General features: G+C 64.3%; 16 protein-coding genes and 1 pseudogene. 12 read left to right on the top strand and 5 right to left on the bottom strand.

The window, feature by feature from the left end:
* Positions 1–8: 8 nt before the first annotated feature.
* Entirely contained in the window at positions 9–1,142 is a 1,134-nt protein-coding gene (locus tag IC232_RS17515; protein ID WP_190846264.1) for an efflux RND transporter periplasmic adaptor subunit, read from the bottom strand.
* A gap of 163 nt (positions 1,143–1,305) precedes the next feature.
* On the opposite strand from IC232_RS17515, the gene IC232_RS17510 reads away from it, so the two are divergent.
* Positions 1,306–1,875 (top strand): TetR/AcrR family transcriptional regulator, encoded by a 570-nt coding sequence (locus IC232_RS17510; protein WP_190846263.1) that lies wholly within the window; start codon positions 1,306–1,308, stop codon positions 1,873–1,875.
* 12 nt (positions 1,876–1,887) lie between these two features.
* Here IC232_RS17510 and IC232_RS17505 read toward each other — a convergent pair whose 3' ends face one another.
* From IC232_RS17505 to IC232_RS17495, 3 genes are read right to left on the bottom strand one after another with little or no spacing between them, the layout of a single operon-like run.
* A complete protein-coding gene (locus tag IC232_RS17505; protein ID WP_190846262.1) occupies positions 1,888–3,060 on the bottom strand; it encodes a CaiB/BaiF CoA transferase family protein in 1,173 nt (390 codons plus the stop codon).
* A gap of 5 nt (positions 3,061–3,065) precedes the next feature.
* Positions 3,066–3,872 carry a 4-hydroxy-tetrahydrodipicolinate reductase gene (dapB, locus tag IC232_RS17500; protein WP_190846261.1) on the bottom strand — a complete coding sequence of 269 codons (807 nt, stop codon included), beginning with the start codon at positions 3,870–3,872 and terminating at the stop codon, positions 3,066–3,068.
* 12 nt (positions 3,873–3,884) lie between these two features.
* The gene (locus IC232_RS17495; protein WP_190846260.1) at positions 3,885–5,084 is read right to left on the bottom strand and encodes an acyl-CoA dehydrogenase; all 1,200 of its coding nucleotides are present in this window, start codon (positions 5,082–5,084) and stop codon (positions 3,885–3,887) included.
* 143 nt (positions 5,085–5,227) lie between these two features.
* On the opposite strand from IC232_RS17495, the gene IC232_RS17490 reads away from it, so the two are divergent.
* Positions 5,228–6,124, top strand: coding sequence for a LysR family transcriptional regulator (locus IC232_RS17490; protein WP_190846259.1), 897 nt, complete (start codon positions 5,228–5,230; stop codon positions 6,122–6,124).
* Here the strand turns inward: IC232_RS17490 and IC232_RS17485 are convergent.
* Positions 6,115–7,301 (bottom strand): annotated as a pseudogene (locus IC232_RS17485) (multidrug effflux MFS transporter). The gene IC232_RS17490 and the pseudogene IC232_RS17485 sit on opposite strands and share 10 nt — an antisense overlap.
* Before the next feature lie 375 nt (positions 7,302–7,676).
* On the opposite strand from IC232_RS17485, the gene bcsN reads away from it, so the two are divergent.
* The 10 genes from bcsN to IC232_RS17435 all read left to right on the top strand — a co-directional run bounded on the left by bcsN (position 7,677) and on the right by IC232_RS17435 (position 23,422).
* Positions 7,677–8,624: a cellulose biosynthesis protein BcsN gene (gene bcsN, locus IC232_RS17480; protein WP_190846258.1), complete on the top strand. Its 948-nt coding sequence runs from the start codon at positions 7,677–7,679 to the stop codon at positions 8,622–8,624.
* A 163-nt stretch (positions 8,625–8,787) separates the two neighbouring features.
* Positions 8,788–10,983 (top strand): UDP-forming cellulose synthase catalytic subunit, encoded by a 2,196-nt coding sequence (bcsA, locus tag IC232_RS17475; protein WP_190846257.1) that lies wholly within the window; start codon positions 8,788–8,790, stop codon positions 10,981–10,983.
* A 9-nt stretch (positions 10,984–10,992) separates the two neighbouring features.
* Complete coding sequence (locus IC232_RS17470; RefSeq protein WP_190846256.1) at positions 10,993–13,557, top strand: cellulose biosynthesis cyclic di-GMP-binding regulatory protein BcsB; 2,565 nt, start codon at positions 10,993–10,995, stop codon at positions 13,555–13,557.
* A gap of 176 nt (positions 13,558–13,733) precedes the next feature.
* The gene (locus tag IC232_RS17465; RefSeq protein WP_246812267.1) at positions 13,734–14,780 is read left to right on the top strand and encodes a glycosyl hydrolase family 8; all 1,047 of its coding nucleotides are present in this window, start codon (positions 13,734–13,736) and stop codon (positions 14,778–14,780) included.
* Positions 14,756–16,852 (top strand): tetratricopeptide repeat protein, encoded by a 2,097-nt coding sequence (locus IC232_RS17460; RefSeq protein WP_190846255.1) that lies wholly within the window; start codon positions 14,756–14,758, stop codon positions 16,850–16,852. The genes IC232_RS17465 and IC232_RS17460 overlap by 25 nt, the downstream gene beginning before the upstream one ends.
* A gap of 94 nt (positions 16,853–16,946) precedes the next feature.
* Positions 16,947–17,453, top strand: coding sequence for a chemotaxis protein CheW (locus tag IC232_RS17455; protein ID WP_190846254.1), 507 nt, complete (start codon positions 16,947–16,949; stop codon positions 17,451–17,453).
* Positions 17,453–18,895: a CheR family methyltransferase gene (locus IC232_RS17450; RefSeq protein ID WP_190846253.1), complete on the top strand. Its 1,443-nt coding sequence runs from the start codon at positions 17,453–17,455 to the stop codon at positions 18,893–18,895. Before IC232_RS17455 ends, IC232_RS17450 begins: the two co-directional genes overlap by 1 nt.
* Positions 18,892–19,497 (top strand): chemotaxis protein CheW, encoded by a 606-nt coding sequence (locus tag IC232_RS17445; protein ID WP_190846252.1) that lies wholly within the window; start codon positions 18,892–18,894, stop codon positions 19,495–19,497. Before IC232_RS17450 ends, IC232_RS17445 begins: the two co-directional genes overlap by 4 nt.
* Position 19,498: 1 nt before the next feature.
* A complete protein-coding gene (locus tag IC232_RS17440; protein WP_312895189.1) occupies positions 19,499–21,172 on the top strand; it encodes a methyl-accepting chemotaxis protein in 1,674 nt (557 codons plus the stop codon).
* A 27-nt stretch (positions 21,173–21,199) separates the two neighbouring features.
* A complete protein-coding gene (locus IC232_RS17435; protein ID WP_190846250.1) occupies positions 21,200–23,422 on the top strand; it encodes a response regulator in 2,223 nt (740 codons plus the stop codon).
* Positions 23,423–23,427 lie beyond the last annotated feature (5 nt).

The following is a 23,427-nucleotide window of genomic DNA, read 5'->3' as shown; positions in this document are numbered from 1 at the left end:
GCTGATGCCTATTGCCCGCTTGCGAGCTTCGTCGCGTCGAGCTTGGTCACATCGATGGTGTTGTCGATTTTGACGGTCGAGCCGGCCTGCAGCTTGTTCTGCCCCGAGGCAGCCACCTGCTGACCGACAGCGAGGCCGGAGACGATTTCGAGAGCCCCGCCGCGGCGGCGGCCGGTTTTCACGAAGACCTGCTTGACCACCTGGACCTGCTGGCCCGCCCGCTCTTCCTGCTCGATCGTATAGACGTAATCCCCGTAGAGGCTGGTGATAACCGCCGTCTGTGGCAGGGTCATGACGTTGGGCTGCTCCGGCAGGATCGCCTCCACGTGGAGGAACTGACCGGGGAGAATGCCCCCGTCCTTGTTGTCCTCGATGAGCGCCTGAACGGAAACCAAACGGGTCGCCGGATCGACGCGAGGATCCTTACCGATGATACGTCCCTTGAAGGGCAGATCCGTTTCGGTCACACCAACACGAATTTCCTGCCCAAGCTTGATCTCGCCGGCCCGCTGCTCCGGAACCGTGAAATCGACCTTCATCGACGACAGATCCTGGAAGCTTGCGATGACCGTTCCCGGCTGCAGGTACTGCCCGACATCGATCCGCGGAATGCCGGTAACGCCGGAGAACGGCGCCTTCAGGGTCTTCTGCTCGATTGTGGCCTGCAGGCGTGCGAGGCGCGACCGGGCAGCCGCGAGCAGGGCGCTCGCCTGATCAAGGTTCGCTTCCGTCCCATAGCCACGGGCCGACAGGGTCTTGGCGCGCTCGAAGTTGCTTTCGGCAGTCTTCACATTCGCTTGGACATCCTGAATGTCAGCCCGCTCGACAGTGTCGTCGAGTTGGACGAGGACCTCGCCCTGACGAACGTTTTGGTTCGCCTTGAACTTAATCTGGCTGACGATACCGGCCGTCTCGAAAGCCAGTTCGACACCGTTGGCAGCCTTGGCCGTTCCGATGGCGGCGATTGCCGGCGTCCAAGTCTTCGCCTCGACCTTGGCAGCCGAGACCGTCTGCGCCGGCGGCTGCATGGTGGCAAAGAATTGCGTGATCATCTTGTCGCGGAAGAAGTTGAACCAGATCAAGCCGCCGCACAGGCCAACCGCGAGAATGAACACAAGACCGACTACAAGGCGCCGTTTCATAGGCTTCTTCCGACATTGCGAACCCGGGTCACCAGGCTCATCTAAGACTAAGGAGGTGCGGCATTAACGCGACTTTTCCTTGACGCCAATGCCGTGGAATAATTTATATACCGTCTGGACGGTTTAGTCGCAAGTGCGGTAACGCACAAAACAAGAGTGGTGGATGCTGTTTCCCTGTACCCGAGGCCGTAAGAGTTCACGAGAAAAAATTCTCGATGCGGCCGCAGAACTTGTTGGCGAGATCGGAGCCGGCCGGCTGACGCTCGAGGCCGTGGCGGAGAAGGCCGGGCTCAGCAAGGGCGGGCTGCTCTACAACTTCCCCACCAAGGAAGCCCTGCTTCAGGGAATGATCCAGCGCCTCATCGACAATGTGGCGGCTGAGAAAGAAGAGATCCGCAAGAGGACACCGCCTGGGCGTAACCTGGAGGCGCGCCTTTGCACGGCGGCCCTGCTGAAGCTGTGCAGCGGTCAGATGAAGGAGACGGCCAACGGCATGCTGGCCGCAACGGCCGAGAACCCGCGCCTCCTCGATCCGTTGCGGGAGGTCATCCGGGAAACCCTGAGGTCATTCAAGGAAACGTCGGACGATCTCGACGCGGCCCTCATCGCTTGGCTCGCCGTCGAGGGCCTCAACAGCTTCGAGATGCACGACCTCAGCCCCTTCTCGACCGAAGACAGGGATCGGATCCTGCAGGCGATCACCCGCCTGCTGGCCAAGGGAATCGTCGAATAGGCAGCTTGCTGCTCAGGCCATCCAGGATGGGTCGCTCAGCACCTCATCCGTATGTTCGCCAAGGCGCGGCGAAGGCCGCTGGGCCGCCATCGGCTCCCCGTTCATGACGATCGGCGAGCGGACGGACGGGATCGCCCCACCCTTGGCCCCTGGGGAGGACAGGTCGATCCTCATGCCCCGGGCGATGACCTGCGGATCGGCGAAGACATCCGCCACTGTATTGATGGGGCCGGCCGGAACACCCTGTTTCTCGAGTGCCGACAGCAGCGCCTCGCGGGTGGTTTTCAGGGTGAGCTCGGTAAGGATCGGCACGAGTTCGGCCCGGCGGCCCACCCGGCCTGCATTGGAACTGAAACGCTCGTCCTGGGCCAGTTCAGGTTTCCCCAGAACCGACACGAAGCGGGCGAACTGCCCGTCGTTGCCCACCGCCACGATCACGTGACCGTCCGCCACCGGAAAAACCTGATACGGCACGATGTTGGGATGGGCATTGCCCATGCGCCGCGGCGACTTGCCGGAGGCCAAGTAGTTCATGGCTTGGTTCGCCAGCACGCTCGTCTGCACGTCGAGGAGCGCCATGTCGAGATGCGACCCCTCGCCTGTCGCGTCGCGCTGGCGAAGGGCAGCCAGGATGCCGACCACCGAATAGACGCCGGTGAAGATGTCCACATAGGCAACGCCGATCTTCTGCGGTTCGCCTGCGGGATCGCCCGTCAGGTCCATGATCCCGCCCATGCCCTGGATCATGAAGTCATAGCCGGCGCGGGACGCATAAGGCCCGTCCTGGCCGAAGCCCGTGATCGAGCAGTAGACCAGGCGCGGGTTGACCTGTTTCAAGCTCTCATAGTCAAGTCCGTACTTCTTCAGGCCACCGACCTTGAAGTTCTCGATCACCACATCGGCCTGCTCGCTGAGCTTGCGCACGAGCTCCTGTCCCTCAGGCGTCTCGAAGTCCACCGCGATGGATCGCTTGCCGCGGTTGCAGGAATGGAAGTAAGCCGCCGAAAGATCGCCGCCATCGACGGCCTCCACGAAGGGAGGCCCCCAACCACGGGTGTCGTCGCCCGCGCCCGGCCGCTCCACCTTCACCACATCGGCACCGAGATCGGCGAGCAGCTGGCCGACCCAGGGACCGGCGAGAATGCGCGCGAGTTCGAGGACTTTAAGGCCAGCGAGCGGTTTCATGCGGATCAATCCATGATGGTGTCGAGACCGCGCCGCAGGCCGGTAAACGAGCCGACGCGACGGGCGGCCAGCAGAGTGCCGGCCACATAGGGGGCCGCCGACGACCCGGCATCGTGACGGATCACGAGGCGCTCATTATCGGCCCCGAACACGGCTTCGCAGGACAGGACGAAGGAGGGCATGCGCAGGGAATGGACCTGCACCGGCTCCTTGGCGCCGAGCGCACCGCCTCTGGTTTCGCGAACGCCGGTCAGCTCGTCGACGGGCTTTGAGGTGGCAGCCTGGCGCGCCTCGCTCAGGAGCTCGGCCAGTTCGCGGGCGGTGCCTGACGGCGTGTCGGGCTTCTTGGCCGAGGCGTAGTCGATCACCTCGACATCCGGCACGTAGCGCGCGGCCTCAAGGGCGAAGCGGCGCAGCAGCGTCGCGGTGATCGAGAAATTGCCGGCTGCGAGCACGCCGCGACCCGCTTTCTGCGCCTCACCGTCGATCTCGGCATAATCTTCGGCACTGAGCCCTGAGGTGCCGACGACCACATGCCGGCCCTGAGCCAGAGCCGTGAGGGTGTTGGCCTTCACGACACCGGGCTTGGTGTAGTCGATCACCACATCGGACGGCTCGCGCAGCGCCTCCTCGAGGGTTGCGCTGATCGCAACACCGAGGCGAGCGAGGCCCGCGGCTTCTCCCGCATCCTGACCGGCAGCGCTGCGGCTCACGGCACCGACCAACGCGAGGTCGTCGGATGCCACAATCGCCTCCACGAGGGCTTTGCCGACCCAGCCGGTCGATCCTGCCAGGGTGATCCGAAGCGCCATCGATGTGCCCTCTTAGAAGAATGCCTGCAGGCCGGTCTGGGCGCGGCCCAGGATCAGGGCATGCACGTCGTGGGTGCCCTCATAGGTGTTCACGGTCTCCAGGTTCTGCGCATGGCGCATCACGTGGTACTCCTCCTGGATGCCGTTGCCACCATGCATGTCGCGGGCGACGCGGGCGATATCCAGGGCCTTGCCGACATTGTTGCGCTTGACCAGCGAGATCATCTCCGGCGCCACGCGGCCCTCGTCGAAGAGGCGGCCGACGCGGAGCGAGGCGTGAAGGCCCAACGTGATCTCGGTCATCATGTCGGCGAGCTTCTTCTGCACGAGCTGGGTCGCGGCGAGCGGCCGGTCGAACTGCTTGCGGTCCAGCGTGTACTGACGCGCCCGGTGCCAGCAATCTTCCGCCGCTCCCAAGGCTCCCCAGGAGATGCCGTAGCGGGCGCGGTTGAGGCAGCCGAAGGGGCCTTTGAGGCCGGATACGTTCGGCAGCAGGGCGTCCTCGCCCACCTCGACATTGTCCATGACGATCTCGCCGGTGATGGAAGCGCGCAGCGAGAGCTTGCCACCGATCTTCGGAGCGGACAGCCCCTTCATGCCCTTATCGAGCACGAAGCCGCGGATCTGGTTGTCGTGGGCTTCCGACTTCGCCCACACGACGAAAACGTCGGCGATGGGAGAGTTGGAGATCCACATCTTGGAGCCGCTGATCCGATAGCCGCCATCGGTCTTCACGGCGCGGGTCTTCATGCCGGCCGGATCCGAACCGGCATCGGGCTCGGTGAGGCCGAAGCAGCCCACGAACTCGCCGGAAGCGAGCTTGGGCAGGTACTTGCGGCGTTGCTCCTCGGAGCCGTAGGCATAGATCGGGTACATCACGAGAGACGACTGCACGCTCATCATGGAGCGGTAGCCGGAATCGACCCGCTCCACCTCGCGGGCGACGAGGCCGTAAGCCACGTAGGACGCGCCGGCGCAGCCGTAATCCTCCGGCAGGGTCACCCCGAGAAGGCCGAGTTCGCCCATCTCGTTGAAGATGGCGCGGTCCGTCTTCTCCTCGCGATAGGCCTCGATCACGCGCGGCAGGAGCTTGTCCTGGGCATAGGCCCGGGCCGTGTCGCGGATCATGCGCTCGTCGTCGGTCAGAAGGTCATCGAGAAGGAGAGGATCCTCCCACTTGAGCTTCGCGAGTTCCTGTTGAGCACCGGCCATGATGTTCATCCTTCCCATGAGAGCGTTCGGGTACTGGCGTCAGGCCAGACAAACCCATTGAATTTGACCGGCAAAATCGCGCTGGACAGGCCAAAAGTAAATCGACATCTTCGCAGCAGGTTATTCATAATTGGAATGAACGTGTGTTTCGTCGCGGCTTCCTGCCCAATGTGGGCAATCTCCTGGCCTTCGAGGCCACGGCCCGCCATGGCAGCGTGTCGCGAGCCGCCGAGGAATTGAACCTGACGCAGAGCGCCGTCTCGCGCCAGATCCAGCAGCTGGAGGAATCGCTCGGCGTCTCCCTGTTCAGCCGCTCCCGGCAGCGGGTGGTGCTCACGGATGTGGGGCGCCTGTATGCGTCGCAGGTGCGCAGCACCCTGTCCGAGCTGTCGGACGCCACCCACCAGGCCATTGCGCTGTCCGGCACGACCGGCGTGCTCAACCTCGCAACCCTGCCGACCTTCGGCACGCGATGGCTCATCCCGCGCATTCCGGGCTTCTTCGCCCAGCATCCGGGTGCAACGGTGAATTTCGGCGTCCGGCTCGTGCCGTTCGACTTCGACACGGAGCCGTTCGACGCCGCCATTCACTTCGGCGAGCCGCACTGGCCCGGCGCCGTGTGCGAATTGCTGCGGACCGAGGAAGCGGTGCCCGTCTGCAGCCCGGCCTACCGGGAGCGCGAGAACCTCCATTCGCCACGAGACTTGGCCCGGGCCACCCTGCTCCAGCAGAGCACGCGCCCCACCGCCTGGGCTGAGTGGTTTGCGAGCGTTGACGTGGAGGCGAGCAATCCGCTCCGCGGCCCGCGCTTCGAGCAATTCGCCATGGTGGCCCAGGCGGCCGCTGCGGGCCTCGGCGCCGCTCTCATTCCGCACTTCCTGATCGCCGACGAGCTGGCATCGGGACGCCTGGAGATCCTCTTCCCCAACAGTCTCGTCAGCGGCGGGGCTTATTATCTCGTCTACCCGGAGCATAAGGCGGAGACACCGCTGCTGCGCTCCTTCCGCGATTGGATCCTCGACCAGACCCGTCAGGGATAGAGACGCTTCGGCTTCATCGTCCGGAAGCTCAAGGTGAGCGCCACGAGGGCACAGAAGTAGATGGCGCTGACCATCGAGACGGACGTGCCGTCATAGAGGGCGCTGACCAGCGCGATGATTATGGCACCCGTGCCGAGCTGCAGGGTGCCCATGAGGGCCGAGGCCGTGCCGGCCACGGCGCCTTGTTCCTCAAGGGCGAGCACCGCCGTGGACGGAATGACGAAGCCGAGACAGCCGAACGATACGAACAGAAGGCCCCACAGGACGAACGCGTTGTCGACGCCGGAGACGGTCAACAGGAAGAGCAGCGTCACGAAGCTGGCGAAGCAGGAAATCGCGATCCGCACCACGCGCTCGGCGCCGAAGCGGCGCATGAGGGTGCTGTTGAACTGGGCGCTGCCGATGAACGCAATGGCGTTCGACGCAAAGATCATGCTGTAGGCCGAGGGCGTCATGCCGAAATGCTCGATGAAGATCACCGAGGAGCCGGCGAGATAGGCGAAGAAGCTCGCCTGCTGAACCCGCCGATGAAGGCGAGGCCAAGAAAGCGCCGGTCCCTCAGCAGGCTGCCATAAGTCCGGAAAGCCTGAGCGATGCCTCCCTTGCCCTCATCCGGCTTGTGGGTTTCAGGCAACAGGAAGAGCACGACGGCAAGGCCGCCCAGGCCGATGAGCGCGATGGCCCAGAAGATTACGCGCCAGCTGAAGAATGCGGTCAGGGCGCTTCCAGCCAGCGGCGCCAGGATCGGGGAGACGCTGAAGACCAGCATGCTTGTCGCCATCAAGCGGGCTGCCTCGTGTCCGGTGTGCAGATCGCGGATGATCGCCCGGGGGATCACCATGGCCGCGCAGGAGCCGACGCCCTGCAGGAAGCGGAAGGCGATCAGGGTCTCGACATTCGGCGCGAAGCTGCAGCCGATGCTGGCCAGTGCGAACAATCCTAACCCGGCATAGAGCGGCGGCTTGCGTCCGAACCGGTCGGAGAGCGGCCCATACACGCTCTGGCAAAGGGCAACGGCCAGGAAGAAGCTCATGAGGCTCATCTGCACGCCGCTCACATCGACCTGATACTCCCGGGCGATTGCCGGAAAGGCAGGCAGGTACATGTCGATGGCGAACGGCCCCACGGCGGAGAGCATGCCGAGGACAAGCGCGTTGCGCAAAAAGGCGGATTGCATCGAAAAGGCTTTCTTCAAACCGGCCCAAGGGCCGGAACCGAAAATCGGCCTGCCCGGTCCATCAGACAGGCCAAGCAATGTCATCGGGAGACTCGGGAGGCGCCTCAGAGCCAATCATGCCTGAAAGCGGTTCGCCGTTTGTATGCCGTCCGGCCGGGAGGTCAAGGCGAAGCACCCATCCGGGCCGGATTAAAATCCGCCCCTAAGCCGATGCTTACTGTTCGTTAACCATGAATGGTCATAGCTGGTTAAACCATCCGGCTGAATGGGCCCATCCGCTCCAGGGGCATCCCTTCAATGAGCAAGCCTCTTCTCGGCTGACCAGCTAATAGAGTTTTCACGTTCCGCATGATCGCCTCAACGCACAGGACTCAGATGCACTTCGGCGCCCCGACGCCCGAGGCCTGCATCGCCTGTGACCATCGGCATGCAGGCGGCTATGGCAAGCTCCTGAAGTGGCTCACCGCCGCGGCAGCGCTGCTGACCGTTGCCGCCTGCGCAGGCCGCTCGGATCTCGGTTACGCCGCCCTGAATTCCGAAGTGCCGGCAACCCGCGCGATCATCGTCCCTCCGCCGGGAGGGCCCTCCGTCGTGGCTGTTCTGCAGCAGACCTACCAGAACGGGATCTCGCAGGAGATCGCCCTATCGACAGCCTCGCTGACAAGCGGGCAGAACGCCTTCTATGTCAGCCTGCTCAACAATACCGCGAGCAACATGGAGATCCCGGAGACACTCTCCCTGCCTCCTCTGACCCCGGACCGGATCGAGCGGGAGATGGAGGAGCGGATCCCCGGCGTCACGATGGAGACGTCTCTCGTCTACGTCCAGAACAAGTTCGGCCCCTTCGGCTTTGCGACGGGGCGCTCCTCTCGGGGCGATCTTTGCCTTTACGCCTGGCAGCAGATCGAACCCGACAAGCCCGCCGTTCTGGTGCCCGGGGGAGCGATCTCGGTTCGCCTGCGCCTTTGCGACGCCGATGCCAATGTCGACCAGCTGCTGCGGGTCATGTACGGCTACACGATTGCCGCCTATTACCATCAGGAATCCTGGAATCCCTACGGCGATCCGCCATCGCCGCCTGCCGGTTTCGGGCAAACCGGTGCGCCGATGTACCCCCTGGGCCTCGACAGGAGGGAGGACGCCACCGTCATCCGCCGGCGCGCCCTGTCGTCGGAAAGCCGCCGCGCGCCTCCCCCAGATGAGGCATCGGGGCGCCTCATCGACAAGGATACGGTCGTGCCCGCTGGCCCTGGCACGCCTGCGCCACTGAACACACCTCCGCTGGGGGGATATCCTGTGGTGCCGCCTCCCCCGGCTGAGTAAAGCCAAGTCTATATTGTTTTATGTAATAACGTTATATAAAATTTTATTTATCGATGTGACAATAGGCCTAAGCAACGATAGAGATATATTAATAGACCTGCCCCCAGTGTTGAACTAAGCGTGCACTCTCTCACGCGAACACTCAGGCCGAGAATCCGGACAAATGCGAGCAGGTCTTATCGTGGCCCTTTGGGCAGTGGCGGCGATCCTGATTGTCTCGCTTGTCGTTCTTCCCATCAGTCTTCAGGCGCACCTCGTGGCAGGCCTCACTGTCGTGGCCTGCATGATCATCATCAAGTTCTTCCGGGCGCAAGGCATCTGGCGCCAGATCGCCCTGGCTTTGGGCACTGCGATTGTCCTGCGTTATGTGTTCTGGCGGACCACCAGCACCATCCCGCCGATCACGGAAGTGGCGAACTTCATCCCCGGCTTCCTGCTGTACCTGGCCGAGATGTACAGCGTCATGATGCTGTTCTTGAGCCTCTTCGTGGTCTCCAGCCCGATGCCCTCGCGCAAGGCGCCCCAGATCGACCCGCACAACCTGCCCACCGTCGATGTCTTCGTCCCGAGCTACAACGAGGGAGCCGATCTCCTTGCGACCACGCTGGCGGCCGCCAAGGCAATGACCTATCCGGAGGACAAGCTGACAGTCTGGCTTCTGGACGATGGCGGCACGGACGAGAAATGCAGCTCGCAGAATGCACTTGCGGCGCTGCAGGCCCGGGAACGCCGCGCGGAGTTGCAGGCCCTGTGCGCCGCGCTCGATGTCCGCTACTTGACCCGCGCCCGCAACCTGCACGCCAAGGCAGGCAATCTCAATAACGGCCTCGAGCATTCCACGGGCGATCTGGTGGCGGTCTTCGATGCCGACCATGCCCCGGCCCGGAACTTCCTAGCCGAGACCGTCGGGTACTTCACATCGGACAAGAACCTGTTTCTCGTCCAGACGCCCCACTTCTTCATCAATCCCGATCCGCTTGAGCGCAATCTCGGCACGTTCCAGACCATGCCGTCGGAGAACGAGATGTTCTACGGCGTTATCCAGCGCGGCCTTGATAAGTGGGATGCCTCCTTCTTCTGCGGCTCGGCCGCCGTTCTCCGGCGCGAAGCGCTTCAGGAGACCAACGGCTTCAGCGGCGTCAGCATCACGGAAGACTGCGAAACCGCCCTTGAGCTCCATTCCCGGGGCTGGAAGAGCGCCTATGTGGACAAGCCCCTGATTGCGGGCCTGCAGCCGGACAGCTTCGCCAGCTTCATCGGCCAGCGCTCGCGCTGGGCACAGGGCATGATGCAGATCCTGCGCTACAAGTTCCCGCCCTTCAAGCGCGGTCTGAAGCTGTCGCAGCGCCTGTGCTACATGTCGAGCAGCATGTTCTGGCTGTTCCCGTTCTCGCGGTTCTGCTTCCTCGTTTCGCCGCTCTGCTATCTTTTCTTCTCGCTGGAGATCTTCACTGCGTCCGGAGGCGAGTTCTTCGCCTATACGTTCACCTACATGATGGTGAACTTCATGATGCAGAACTATCTCTATGGCCGCTATCGCTGGCCGTGGATTTCGGATCTCTACGAATACGTTCAGACGATCTATCTTCTGCCCGCCGTCCTGTCGGTGATCGCCAATCCGAGCAAGCCCACATTCAAGGTCACGTCCAAGAACGAGACCATGGACGAGAGCCGGGTCTCGGAATTGGGCACCCCCTATTTCATCATCTTCGGCATCCTGCTCCTCGGTGTCGTGGCGACGGGAGTGCGGGTCTGGGCTGAGCCCTACAAGGCGGACCTGACCCTTGTCACGGGAGCCTGGAACATCCTCAACCTGATCATTGCGGGCTGCGCCCTGGGCGTCGTGTCGGAGCGTGCGACGCGCCGCCAGAGCCACCGGGTCCGCGTCGAGCGCCCCTGCCGCTTTGTGATGGGCGACGAGATCATCGATGCTGTCCTGCGGGACGTGTCGGTCGGCGGCGCGAGGGTTCACGTGCCGCCATCCGTCGAGCCCAGACTGAAGAAGGGAGCCGCAGGCACCATCGAGTTCCAGCCCTTCGCCAACCTTCCCATCCAGCATCTGCCGGTGGAGATCCGCAAGGTCGGCATGGATGACGATGGGCTGCTGCTGGGATGCCGCTTCATGATCGAGAAGGCCGAGCACCGGAAGATGATCGCAGACCTCGTGTTCGCCAATGCGGATCAGTGGAGCGAGTTCCAAAAGAATCGCCACTACGACATCGGCGTGCTGCGCGGAACGCTCTGGTTCTTCATGGTTGCGTTCTATCAGACCGGCCGGGGCCTCTCCTACTTCCTGGGACTGCAGCGGATCGGCCGCTCCTCCCCACCGGCTCCGTCCGTAGTCGCAGCCGTCAAGTAGAGGTGTGTCGTGCGCCGCGTTCTGATCCCCTTCCTGCTAGGGCTGCAAGCGATCGGTGCACCAAACGCCCTCGCCCAGGCGGCGCCATTCAACATGGCACCCGGCAGCGCGAGAGCGCCGCAGACAAGCCCTGCGCCTGCGCCCAATCAGGCCGCACCTGCCGGGCCCTTCGACATGCGCCAGCCCGGCTCGCCACCGGCTGCAGCGCCGTCTCCCCGACCGGTAGATCCGCAGCCGGCATCCCCAGCCGGCACAGCCGCGCCCTTCAGCATGGGACCGCGCAATACAGCGCCCTCGGCAGGAGCCGTTGGAAACGCTCCTTCGCCCGTCCGTGCGCCGGTCGTCACCAATGCTCTACCGGTGCGCAACGTCGCGCGGATCGAGCGGCCGATTCTTCCCTTCGAGACGCTCCGTTTTGAGGGTGAGACGGACGCCCGGTCCTGGACCTTCCATCTCACGCAGGACGAGGCCGCAAGCGGCGCGACCTTCTCCATGGGATACAAGAACGCGGTCGTGGTCATGCCCGAGGGCTCTCGCCTGAGGATCGCGATCAACGGTGAATCCGTGCTCGACACGCCGATCGCCTCGTCGAACGACATCAAGCGCGTGACATCGTCGATCCGTCCCGGCCTTCTGCGTCCGGGGCAGAACATTATCCGCATGGAGACCCTTCAGCGTCACCGGACGGACTGCACCATTGCGGCGACCTATGAACTCTGGACCGATGTGGACTCGGCATCCACGCGCCTCATCTTCGCCGAAGGGGCGACGAAGACCCTGCGTGGCCTGGACGATCTGCCCGCCGTGGGAGTCGACAGCACCGGCGTCACCACGATCCGGGTGGTTGCCCCCAAGATCTACCGGCCGGAGATCCGCGATCGGCTGCTGCGTCTTGCGCAGACGGTTGCCCTGCGCGGACGCTATGCCCATCCCGTGATCCAGGTGATGGAATCCGATCCGGGCCCCTCGCCTGTCGGGACCATCAAGGTCGCTATGGGCTTGGCCAGCGAGCTGCGCGGCCTTGTGCCCGGCATTCCGGACGCCGCTTCAGTGCAGCCGCTGACCATGATGATGCAGGAGCCCGGTTCCATCGGCTCAACACTGGTGGTGGCAGGACCCACCTGGCAGGATCTCGACACGGCAATCGGGATCGTCCGAACGCAGACCCTCAACCCTCTCAATGCCGAGCGCGGGATCATCGACACCGCCTCCTGGCATTGGCCCGAGGTTCCTACGGCATTCGGCGATCAGACCTTCCGCTTTGCGGATCTGGGCGTGCCGACGCAGGAGTTTTCCGGTCGGCGCCTGAAGGCGGATCTCGCCATCAATCTTCCCTCGGACTTCTATGCCACCGAGTATGGAGAAGCGATCCTGCATCTCGATGCAGCCTATACGTCCGCGGTCCGGCCCGGCAGTCATGTGAACGTGTTCGTCAACGGCCAGATCAGCACGCAGATGACGATCACCACGCAGGGAGACATCGTCCGGCGGCATACCGTCCGAGTCCCACTCAAGAATTTCAAGTCCGGGTTCAACCGCGTCACCATCGAGGCGGCCCTGATGACGGACGCAGACGCCCGCTGCGCACCGGGGGAAACCCTATCTGAGACGAAGCGCTTCGTTCTGTTCGACACCACCACCCTGGAATTCCCGAAATTCGGCCGGATCGGACGCCTGCCCGATCTGGCGGTTCTCGGAGCCGGCCGTTTCTCGGACGAAGACCTCCCCACCACCGTCGTCCTTGCGCGTCCGGACGCGCTGAACCTGTCCGCTGCCGGAACCCTGCTGGCCCGCATGGCCCGCAACGCCGGCCGGCCGGTGCAGGCGCAGTTCGCCAATGCGGCCTCCGCCGAGGATGACTCCGTGCTGTTCATCGGCGCCGTCGACCAGATCCCGCCCGGCATGCTCGACCGCGTGAGAGTGACGGAGCACCTGCGCATGATGTGGCCGTCGACGCCGGTCGCAGACAAAGGAGCGTCACAGACGGCAAGCGCGGATTTCACCATGCCTTTGAGCCAGGCTTCGCCCGACCGCACGGCCACGGCCTCGACAGACGAGGTCCGCAGGCGCTGGTCGGACACGTTCCAGCGCCGCGGCATCGTTCAGCAGACCATCGGCTCCGTGCAGGACTGGCTGGAAAAGACCTTCAGCCTCTCTCTCTCGTCGTTGAAGCTGGAAGAGCGGACCGATGCGCCCTACGAACCGCCGCAGCGCGCATCCCTTCTCATGGCGCAGAGCCGCAGTGAGGGAGCCGGAGTCTGGACCCTGGTGACGGCCCGCACCGATCGTGCGCTGGCGGACGAGATGGCCCGTCTGTCCAATCCCCTGCTCTGGTCCCAGGTCTCGGGGCGCGCCATCGCTCTGGAGCCGAGGGAGATGAAGCTGCAGGTGGAGCCCATCAGCGATTATCGCTTTGTGCAGACCCAGCCGCCTTCGCTGACGAATCTTCGCCTTGTCGCAGCGAACTGGATGTCCGCCAACATCCTCCAATATGCTCTTGTCATGTTGGCATGCTGCACGTTCCTTGGCGTCGCCACCGCCTTGCTCCTGAGCAGGCTGGGACGACGTTCATGACGCGGCAGGTGCCCAGAGCATCGGACCCAAAAGTGGACACCATTTTTGGGATCCATCCGATGCTCAATCTGTTTAATAGCGCATCGTTTAGCGCAGAAAACCGGGACCCCTTTTCTGCACGATGTGCCAGGCGCGCATCGCTTCTGCCATGGCTCCTCGCCATGATCTCCCTCGTCATGACATCGATGGCATCCTCCCAGAGCCTCTCCGTGCAGCCGCTGAAGATTGCCGGTACCATTTCGTCGGCGGATTGGGAGGCCTACCGCTCCCGCTTCGTCGAAGACAGCGGCCGCGTGGTCGATACGGCCAACGGCAATATCAGCCACAGCGAGGGGCAGGGATACGGCCTCCTCCTCGCCTTGGCGGCGTCCGACCGACGCTCCTTCGAGCAGATCTTGAGCTTCACCTTCACCGAACTCCTCATTCGTGACGACGGCCTGGCGGTGTGGAAGTGGGATCCCGGCGCAAAGCCCAGGGTGACGGACCGCAACAACGCCACCGATGGCGATCTTCTCATCGCCTATGCGCTGGCAAAGGCTGCAGAAGTCTGGCAGGAGCCCCGTTACACCACCGCCGCGCAGAAAATCGCCAGGGCGATCGGCAAGAACACCCTTGGTCGCAGCGGTCGCTCCCTCGTGCTTCTGCCAGGCGCTGACGGTTTCGGAGCGGGCGACCGTCCCGATGGTCCGGTGGTCAACCTCTCCTACTGGGTCTTCGAGGCTTTCCCCGTGATGGCGGTGCTTGCGCCGGAATACGAATGGAACCGCGTCTGGCGCGATGGGGTGATGCTTCTTCAGCAGTCAACCGCGGGCCGCGTGCGGCTTCCGGCGGACTGGCTCTCCCTTCAGAGCGGATTGCAGCCCAAACCGGCAGACGGCTTCCCGCCCGAGTTTGGTTACAACTCCTTAAGGATACCGCTTTACCTGTTGAGAGCAGGGATGACTGATTTGGAGTGGCTGAGAGCCCTCAAGCAGCGCTGGTCTGCGGAGAACGAAGGCGTTGCCGTGGTCAACGTTGTGACCGGTCAGATCCGGGAGCGGCTCACGGACCAGGGCTATGCCATTCTTCAAGCCGCTCTGGCCTGTGCGCTCGAAGGAACGCCCGTTCCGGCAGCGCTGAGGACCTTCGAGCCGAGCCTCTATTATCCGTCCACCCTGTACCTTTTGGCGAAATCCCTGCTGGGTGAGAAATATCCGCAATGCGTCTCGTCGGCAGCGCCATAACGACTGCGATCCTGATCCTGGGATTCGCAGCGATCGCGCAGCAGACCGGCCCCGGCGGCTCCCAACCGCCCGCCGGATCGCTGCCGTCCGGGTCACCTCCCGCCAACGGCGCTCAGCCGCAGGTCGATGAATCGGCGCTTCGCTATTTCGCGTCCCAGGGCGACACACGCCGGGTGAATGCGGAAATCGCCCGGCTCAGGGCGCTCTATCCGAACTGGACACCGCCCAGCGATCTGTCGCAGCTCTCGGCAGGGGGAAGCGCACCGCCGGATCCGCTCCTCGAGCGCCTATGGAACCTCTACCGCGAGGACCGGATCGCCGAAGTCCGCGCCGCCATCGCCGAACGCCAGGCCGCTGACACGAACTGGAAGCCGCCGGAGGAGCTTGTTACGGCTCTGGAAACGGTGGAGGCGCGTCGCCGTCTGGTGAATGCCTCCGATTCCGGCCAATGGCAGACCGTGCTGTCCGTGGCGACCGAGTCGCCGAGCCTTCTCACCTGCACCAATGTGGATGTGCTCTGGCGCGTGGCGGAGGCGTTCGCCCGGACGGATCAGCCCATCCGCACCCGGGATGTGTACACCTATCTCCTGACGAACTGCGCCAATCCGGCCGAACGCCTCGCGACGCTGCAGAAGGCTCTCACCCTCCTGCCCGAACAGCAGGTAGCCGATCTGCTCCAGTTCGAGCGCAGGACCGGCGAGAGCCCGGACGATTTCAGCTCCATCCGCGACGAGCTGGCCCGCCGCAGGGTCGAGCGGGCGTCTCTCGACAGCAAAATGACCGCGTCGGCCGAGGATCTCGCGGCGGTCGAGCGGCTGATCCGGAATACCAATGAGGCCGGCCCCGTGTTGATCCTCGGCTGGTACAACTATCACCATGGCAATCCGGCGCGGGCGCTCGAACTGTTCAAGACGGCTCTCGACCGCAACGGCGGCGCCAAGGCGGCCGAAGGCTATGCCATGTCCTTAAGGGCGCTCGAGCGCCTCACGGACGCCGAGGCCTTCGCCTATGAGTGGCGCGAGCGCGCTCCCGAGAACATGAAGATCTACTTGGACGTCGCCACGGCCCTCCTCAGCCAGGATCCGGCGCCGCGGCTCGATGCCCGGGTGGTCGCGCGGATCGTCCCGGTTGTGACGGCGCAGCGTTTCCCCGACGGTGCTCAGGCGCTTGGCTGGTACTCCTACAACACGCAGCAGATCCGGACCGCGCGGGACTGGTTCCGAACCGCTCTCGGCTGGAGGCCTGAGGACGAACCCTCGGCCTATGGCCTTGCCCTGTCGACCCAGCGCCTGAACGAGCGCGCCGCCTTCAACGCCGTCGTCTCCCAATGGCGGGGGCGCTCCGAGCGCATCGCGGATCTCGCGGACGGCACCAACCCCGGCTCCGGACGGCGATCCGCTCCCGTCCAGCCTCGGGCCGAGATGGAGACAGCGCCCCGCCCTGCTGCCGCCCGCCAAGTTGCCGTGGAGCGAATCGAGGTCGAACAGCCTCTCGCCCGGACCGAGGAAGGAGTGCGGCTCCGCCAGACCCAGGCCCGCTCCACTCTGGGGCGCGGCTGCGCCATGACGCGCAACCCCACAGGTCTCTCGGGTGACGCGGCTCTCACCCGGGGCTGGTGCCTGATGGAGATCAACCGGCCTCTGGAGGCGGTCGCCGCCTTCGACCAAGCCATCGCCACCGGCAGTGGCCGCACCCGCGAAGAAGCCGCCTACGGCAAGTCTTTGGCCTACCTGCGCAAGAACCTGACCTCCGAGGCAGCCATTGCGGCGGCCGAGGCACCGCAGACCCGGTCGCGTCAGGTCGAGCTCGGAGCGTCGATCCTGACCCAGCGGGCGTTGGCGGCATACCGCGACAAGCGCTACGTCGAGACTCTTCTTGCCCTCAGCGAGCGGGCGCGGCTCGTGCCGGAGCAGAATGATCTGCTGCTGATTCGCGGCTGGTCGTATTTCAATCTCGGCCGCTACAAAGACGCCGAGCAGGTCTTCCGGGCCGTCCAGCGGACGGGGCACTCCGAAGAGGCCAGCGTGGGCCTGAACGCCATTCAAGAGGCCACGGACCAGGTGTCTCAATAGGTTGGCCGCGGTTGCCGGAGGTCACCCGGTGCCTATCTAATGCTCACCAAGGCCTTCACCCCTCCCCCGGAACCGGCGTCCAGCGATCTGATCCATGGCGAGCCTGCAGATCATCATCTTCGACGTGTGCGGCACCGCCTGTGCCCTGCACCGGAGCGCCGTGCGCGAGTTCCTGCCCCTGCCCCGCCTGTGGCGTCCGCCAGCCCTGCCCCGGCCAGTCGCCGGCTTCTTCAATCTCGGCGGAGATGCGGTTCCCGTGCTCCGGCTCGACGTGCTGTTCGGCCTCCAGAAAGATGAGGATGATCCGGAGGCCGATCTCTACCGGCACCTGATCCTGATCGGAGCCAGCGGCTCAGCCAGCCCCACTGCGCTCCGTGTCGACCGCGTTCTGGATGTGGCGACAGTGAATGCCGCACAGGTTTCCGACGTCAGGCAGGCGGGAAGCCTGAACGGCTGCGTCGAGGCGGAGGTCACCTGGAATGACCGGCTCGTTCATCTTCTCTCTGCCGAGCGGATCCTGCTTACGGAAGAAGAGCAGGCGCTGGCGGAACTCGGACACCAGGCGCAGAGCCGCCTCAATGAATGGGCGGTGCCGGCCTGATGGCCGCACGACCCGATCCTGTTCCGCTGTTTGATGCCGGCTTTCCTCATCTGAAAAGCCGTGTGATCGAGCGCACGGGACATTTCTACTACCAGGACAAGGACGACCTCCTGTGGGAGCGCGTGCGCAAGCGCCTGCGCGCCACGGGCCTGTCCGATTCCGGCGCCTATCTGACCCTGCTGGACGATCCAATCTCGGGCCCGGCGGAATGGGGAAAGCTAGAGGCCGAGATCACCATCGGCGAGACGTTCTTCTTCCGCTACGCGGAACAGTTCGCGGCCCTGCGCGAGACCATTCTGCCCGAGATCATCGCCAGGAAGGCCGCCACGCGACGGCTGCGGATCTGGAGCGCCGGATGCGCCACCGGGGCCGAGCCTTACTCCATTGCGATTCTGGCCAATGAAATTCTCGGCGAGAGCCTCGGGACGTGGCGCGTCAGCATTGTCGGAACCGACATCAACGACAGCTTCCTGAAAGCGGCCCGGCAGGCGCGATTCGGCAAATGGGCGCTTCGCTCCATGCCGGAGGAGCAGCGACAGCGCTACTTTACCGAAGCAGGCAAGGAGCAATGGGAAGTGAGGCGGGAGTTCCGCTCCCTGGTGCGGTTTGAGCGGCACAACCTGCTGAGCCTTCTCGATGGCACCTCGCCGCTTGAACTCTCAGACTTCGACCTGATCCTGTGCAGGAACGTGCTGATCTACTTCCATCCCGACACGGTCACCCGGATCGTCGGAGCCCTGCGCGACCGCTTGGACCACGATGGCTGGATGCTGCTGGGCCATGCCGAGCCGAATCCTGTATTCGCGACAATGATGCAGGCCCTGAGCCTGCCGGGAACTGTCGCCTACCGGCGTGGCGCCGGTGATGCGCCAGTGCCGGTGCCTGCTCCCTTGCAACCCAAGACCACCCTGCCGGAGTGGAAGCCGCTCCTGCCTGAACCGAAACCTGAAGCGTCAGCTCACAGACCAGCCCTCCCGCGCCCCCCGAAGGCTCCGCAAAAGGCGCCTGCTTGTCCTGCCCCTCAATCAGTCGGCGACCTGCTCGGCGATATCAGGGCGCGCGCCGATGCGGGCGACTTCGCTGCGGCGGCAGATCTCTGCCGGAAGGCTCTCATCGCCGAGCCGCTGAAAGCCGCGCTGCATTACTACCAAGGCTTGGTTCTTCGGGCGCTCGAGCATCCTGACGAGGCTGAGAAAAGCTTCCTCAAAAGTCTTTATCTCGATAAAAACTTCACCATGGCTCATTACCATCTCGGACTCCTGCTGCTCTCTGAGGGAAAAACGGCCCCTGGGCGGCGCTCGCTCACCCATGCGGCCCAGAGCGTCGCAGCGTTGGCTGACGATCACCCGCTCGACGAAGGCGACGGTGTGACTGCGAAGGAACTGCGTGACCTGATCCGCATCCACCTCGACGCGGCAACGCCGTCCAGGCGGAAGGCATGACCATGGTGAAATCGGTGCGTCGGAAGCTGAGGCAGATCGAGAGAGGCAGGATCCGCTCGGCCGAGGAGCGGGTGCAGCATATCCTTGATGAGAGAACCGAGAGCCTTGCATCGCGGCGGAAGGATAAGGCAGCGCCGGTTGAGACCCTGCCGCGCGCCCTTGTCTGCGGCGCAGGCCGCGAGCGCTTCGGGATTCCGATTGAGACTGTCGCCGAAGTGCTGCCTCCACAGAAAGTTATGCCTGTCCCGGATGGACCGCCGGCACTGGTCGGCTTGTTCGGTCGGGGCGGGCGGCTGGTGAGCGTGATCGATCTGGCGCTCGCGCTGGGCATCGAACCATCCTCCACCGAGCATGGAGACCACCATTTCGTGCTGCTCCGCCGCGATCAGCCGCAGGTGGCTCTCAGGGTCGAGCGCGCCTTTGCAGTCGCCGACATTCGTCTGCTGACCCGCGAGGACGCCACGGGCTACCGGAGCGATGCAGTGACCGGCTATGCCCGCGTGCAGGACATCGCTGACGATCAAACCGACATCCTGTCGCTTCTCGATCCCGAGCGGCTTCTGCGCCCCTTCCTGTCCCCTTCCCCTGTTCCTGGAGTCTGACGTGACGATCTCGATCGCCAATCGTATTCTTCTCGGCTTCGCCGTCATCGTCACCCTGATGGTCGGGCTTGGTCTCTACGCCATCAACCGGCTCGACGACGTTCGTCAGACAACCGAGCGGATCGTCTCGCGGGACATCTCGCTGATGCGCCAGCTCGAGGTCATCGACGACGACCAGAACGTCATGCGCAACCTGCGGCAGCAGATCATGGCAGGATATTTGCTTCGCGCCCTGGGCCAGCAGGCTTCCTTTGAGGATCGCATCCAGGAATGGAGCAGGGTGGCGGCGAAGGCGGAGGCGGATATCGCCCATGCGACAGCCATGGCGAACGGCTTCGCCGCGCAGTCCATCTCCCAGGAGCGCGGAGCCGCCTGGCAACGGGTCGCGGAACTTCTCAAAGAAGCCAACGAAGGTCTCCGCCAGTTGCGAGCCGCAAGTGAACAGCAATTCGCGGAACTGCGGAGTGGCGACCTCGCCACCATGCAGAGAACGCAAGCAATCCTGGATGCGCGGCGCAGCGAATGGGTCAGAACGCTCGACAGCGCCAGAGCCGTCATGCTCGAGGCCAATGCGGTCGGTCAGCGGCAGGCCAGCGAAATCTATGAGAGGAGCCGAACCTCGATCATCGTCGCTATCGCGGGCATCGCACTGCTGAGCCTGATCATCAGCTATCTCCTGCGCTCTTCCATCATCACGCCCCTCGGTGCTTTCATGGGCTTTGTCGAGCGGATCGGACGCGGAGAGCTGGGTGGCCAGATGGCCACGACCGGCAAGGACGAGATCGGGCATCTCGGCGCCACGCTCAACTCCATGGTCGAGGGCTTGCGCCAGCTCGCCCGCCAGAGCCGTGAGGCGACGGAGAACCTGAATGCGGCCGCAGCCGAGATCCGCGCCTCAACCCAGGAGCAGGCGGCCTCCGTCGAGGAGCAACTGGCTGCCGTTCAGGAGACCGCCGCGACAGTCGATGAGATCACCCATTCGGGAGCCCAGATCGGCAAGCGTGCGCAGGAGGTCATCGCTTCCGCACAGGCGGCGGCGCAGACCAGCATGGCCGGCCTCCAGGCTGTTGACGACACCGCGCGCGCCATGGATGCGATCCGCGAGCAGGCCGAAGCGGTGGCGGAAAACATCGTCGCCTTGAGCGAGAAGACCCAGGCTGTCGGCGAGATCATCTCCTCCGTCAACGATATTTCCGAGCGCACGCATCTTCTGGCACTCAACGCAGCCATCGAAGCGGCAGCAGCCGGCGAGAACGGCCGCAGCTTCGCGGTCGTGGCATCCGAGATGAAGACGCTCGCCGACCAGGCCAAGGACGCGACCACGCAGGTGCGTTCGATCCTGGGCGACATTCAGCGCGGCATCAACTCGTCGGTGATGCTGACCGAGGAGGCCGTGAAGCGCGTGACCGCCGGCAAGGAACGCACCGACATCACGCAGCAGACGATCACCGGCATCTCGGGCCAGATCCAGGAGAGCGTGCAGACGTTTCAGCAGATCGTCGCCTCGACCAACCAGCAGCAGCTCGGCATCGAGCAGGTGATGGGCGCCCTCCAGAACATTCGCCAGGCGAGCCAGCAGACGGCGGCCGGCACACGGCAACTCGACACCGCAGCGGCCAATCTGTCCCAGCTCTCGCAGCAACTCCTCGGCCTCGCCGAGCGCTACCGTCTCTGACGGGGCGGATAGGGAGATGCGCGCATCGTGACGGACATCCGCAAACAGCTGCTGGCAGCCTTCGACGCGGAGCATCGGGAGCATCTCGGTGCGATCCGGTCAGCGCTCGATCAGGCAGGCCGGGGCGAGATCGACCTGACGGATGTCTTTCGCCGGGCGCACAGCCTGAAAGGCGCTTCTCGCGCCGTCGATCTGCCTGTAGTGGAAGAGGTTGCGCACCAGCTTGAGGCGCTGTTCTCACAGGTTCTGGAAGGCCAGCAATCTCTCGATGAGCCGACGATTGCAACAGTGCGGCGCAATCTCGATCTGATCGAGGATCTCGTCGCCGGCGTTCTCAAGCCTTCAGCGTCCGCAGTTGAGGCCCAGCCAGCGCCGGCATTGGTGACGACACCTCGCGAACCGGAGCCCTCATCGCCGAAAGCCGACGCGGTCGTTCCCGCTGATGCCGGCAGCAGCGCATATCTGCGCGTGGCGGCCGAACAGATGGAGGAACTCTCCACCTCCATGCACCAGCTTTTGACCGTGCTGCAGGCCAACGAAAGCTTTGATGACGACTTGCGGCAGATCGAGCTCGAGACCCGCGGCTTGAGGCGGAGCTGGGACCAGCTGCAGGAGCAGATGAACGTTTCAGGCACGGCTGCACAGCAGCGGTTCCGTTCGACCTCGCGCAATGCCGCGTCGTTTGCCCCGCGCCTGCGCGATTTCGACCAGGGCTTGAAGGGTCTGTTCCGCAGGATCTCCGCCCTGACCCGCGAGCGACGGCATTCGAGTTGGTCCGTCGAGCAGGCAGCCCGCCAGCTCCGCGAGAACATCGACCGGGTGTCGCTCGTCTCGGCCGAGACGGTGTTCGGCGGCTTCGGGCACATGGTGCGCGAGATTGCCCGGGAGGCCGGTCGGGATGTGCATGTGCGCAGCACTGGCCTGGACATCCAGGTCGACCGGCAGGTGCTTCAAGCCCTCAAGGATCCCGTAATGCATCTCCTGCGCAATGCGGTGAGCCATGGCGTGGAACCGCCTGAGGAGCGCATCGCCCAGGGCAAGCCCGAGCGGGCCGAGATCATCCTGGAGCTGACATCGCGCGGCGGTCGTCTGGTCGTCAGCATCCGTGATGATGGACGCGGCCCCGATCTCGCCCGAATCGAGCAGGTCGCCATCGAGCGCGGGCTGCTTCAGCCCAGGCCTCCAGGTCACCCGCCGCCCATGATGGATCAGCTGCTCGCCCTTGTCTTCACGCCGGGCTTTTCGACGGCAGGCGAAATCGACAGGCTGTCCGGCCGCGGCATGGGCCTGTCCGTCGTGGCGGAAGCCGTCCGCAAGCTGCAAGGATCGGTTCTGCTCCGGCCCCGCTACCCACACGGCACCGAGGTTCTGCTGAATGTGCCATTCACCGCCGCGCGTCAGCCTTTGCTGCTGCTCGAGGCGGAGGGCCGCATGTTCGGCTTGGCGGCCCACGCCGTGGAGCGCCTTCTGCGCCTGCGAACCGAATCACTGGAGAGCGTGGAAGGCCGGCCGGCAGCCCGGATCGAGACAGGGGGGCAGGACGTTGTCGTCCCGGTCGTCGCCCTCGCCGCTCTGACAGGATCCCCCCATGCCCCCCTTCCGGCCGAGAACGGACACGTGAAGGCCGTTCTCATTCGCCACGGCTCACGAACCTGCGCCTTTGCCGTCAACGCATTCCACGATGTTCGCACGATGCTCGTCAGCGATGGCGAGGCCATCGGTCTGAACGATCTGGTCTCGGGAACCGTGCTTCTGGACGACGAGATGCCGGCTCTCGTGCTCAGCCCGGACCGGCTGATCGAGCATTGGGTCAGGAATGAGAGCCGCCTTGCGAGCGGAGGCTTGGGTCTCACGGGATGGACCCCGGAGGAGGAACGCCAAGCCAGGACGATCCTCGTGGTTGATGATTCCATCACCACCCGCACTCTGGAAAAGAGCATTCTGGAGGCGCAGGGGTACAAGGTTGTCCTTAGCGTCGACGGCATCGACGCCCTTCATGTGCTGCGCTCGGGCGAGGCCATGATCGATCTCGTGATCGCCGATGTGGAAATGCCGCGCATGGATGGCTTCGGTCTGCTGCAGGCGATCAAGACCGATCCACGGCTTTCCGCCCTTCCGGTGATCCTGATGACGTCCCGGGCGGATCCCGAGGACGTGCGCAGGGGTCTCGATCTCGGCGCGAGCGCCTATATTACCAAGCAGAAGTTCGATCAGCGCGAATTGCTGGCGACGATCGGACAGGTGTTGTGAGTTCC

This window comes from Microvirga sp., assembly GCF_014699075.1.
Lineage (GTDB): Bacteria > Pseudomonadota > Alphaproteobacteria > Rhizobiales > Beijerinckiaceae > Microvirga.
This window is presented reverse-complemented; position numbering and strand designations above follow the sequence as displayed.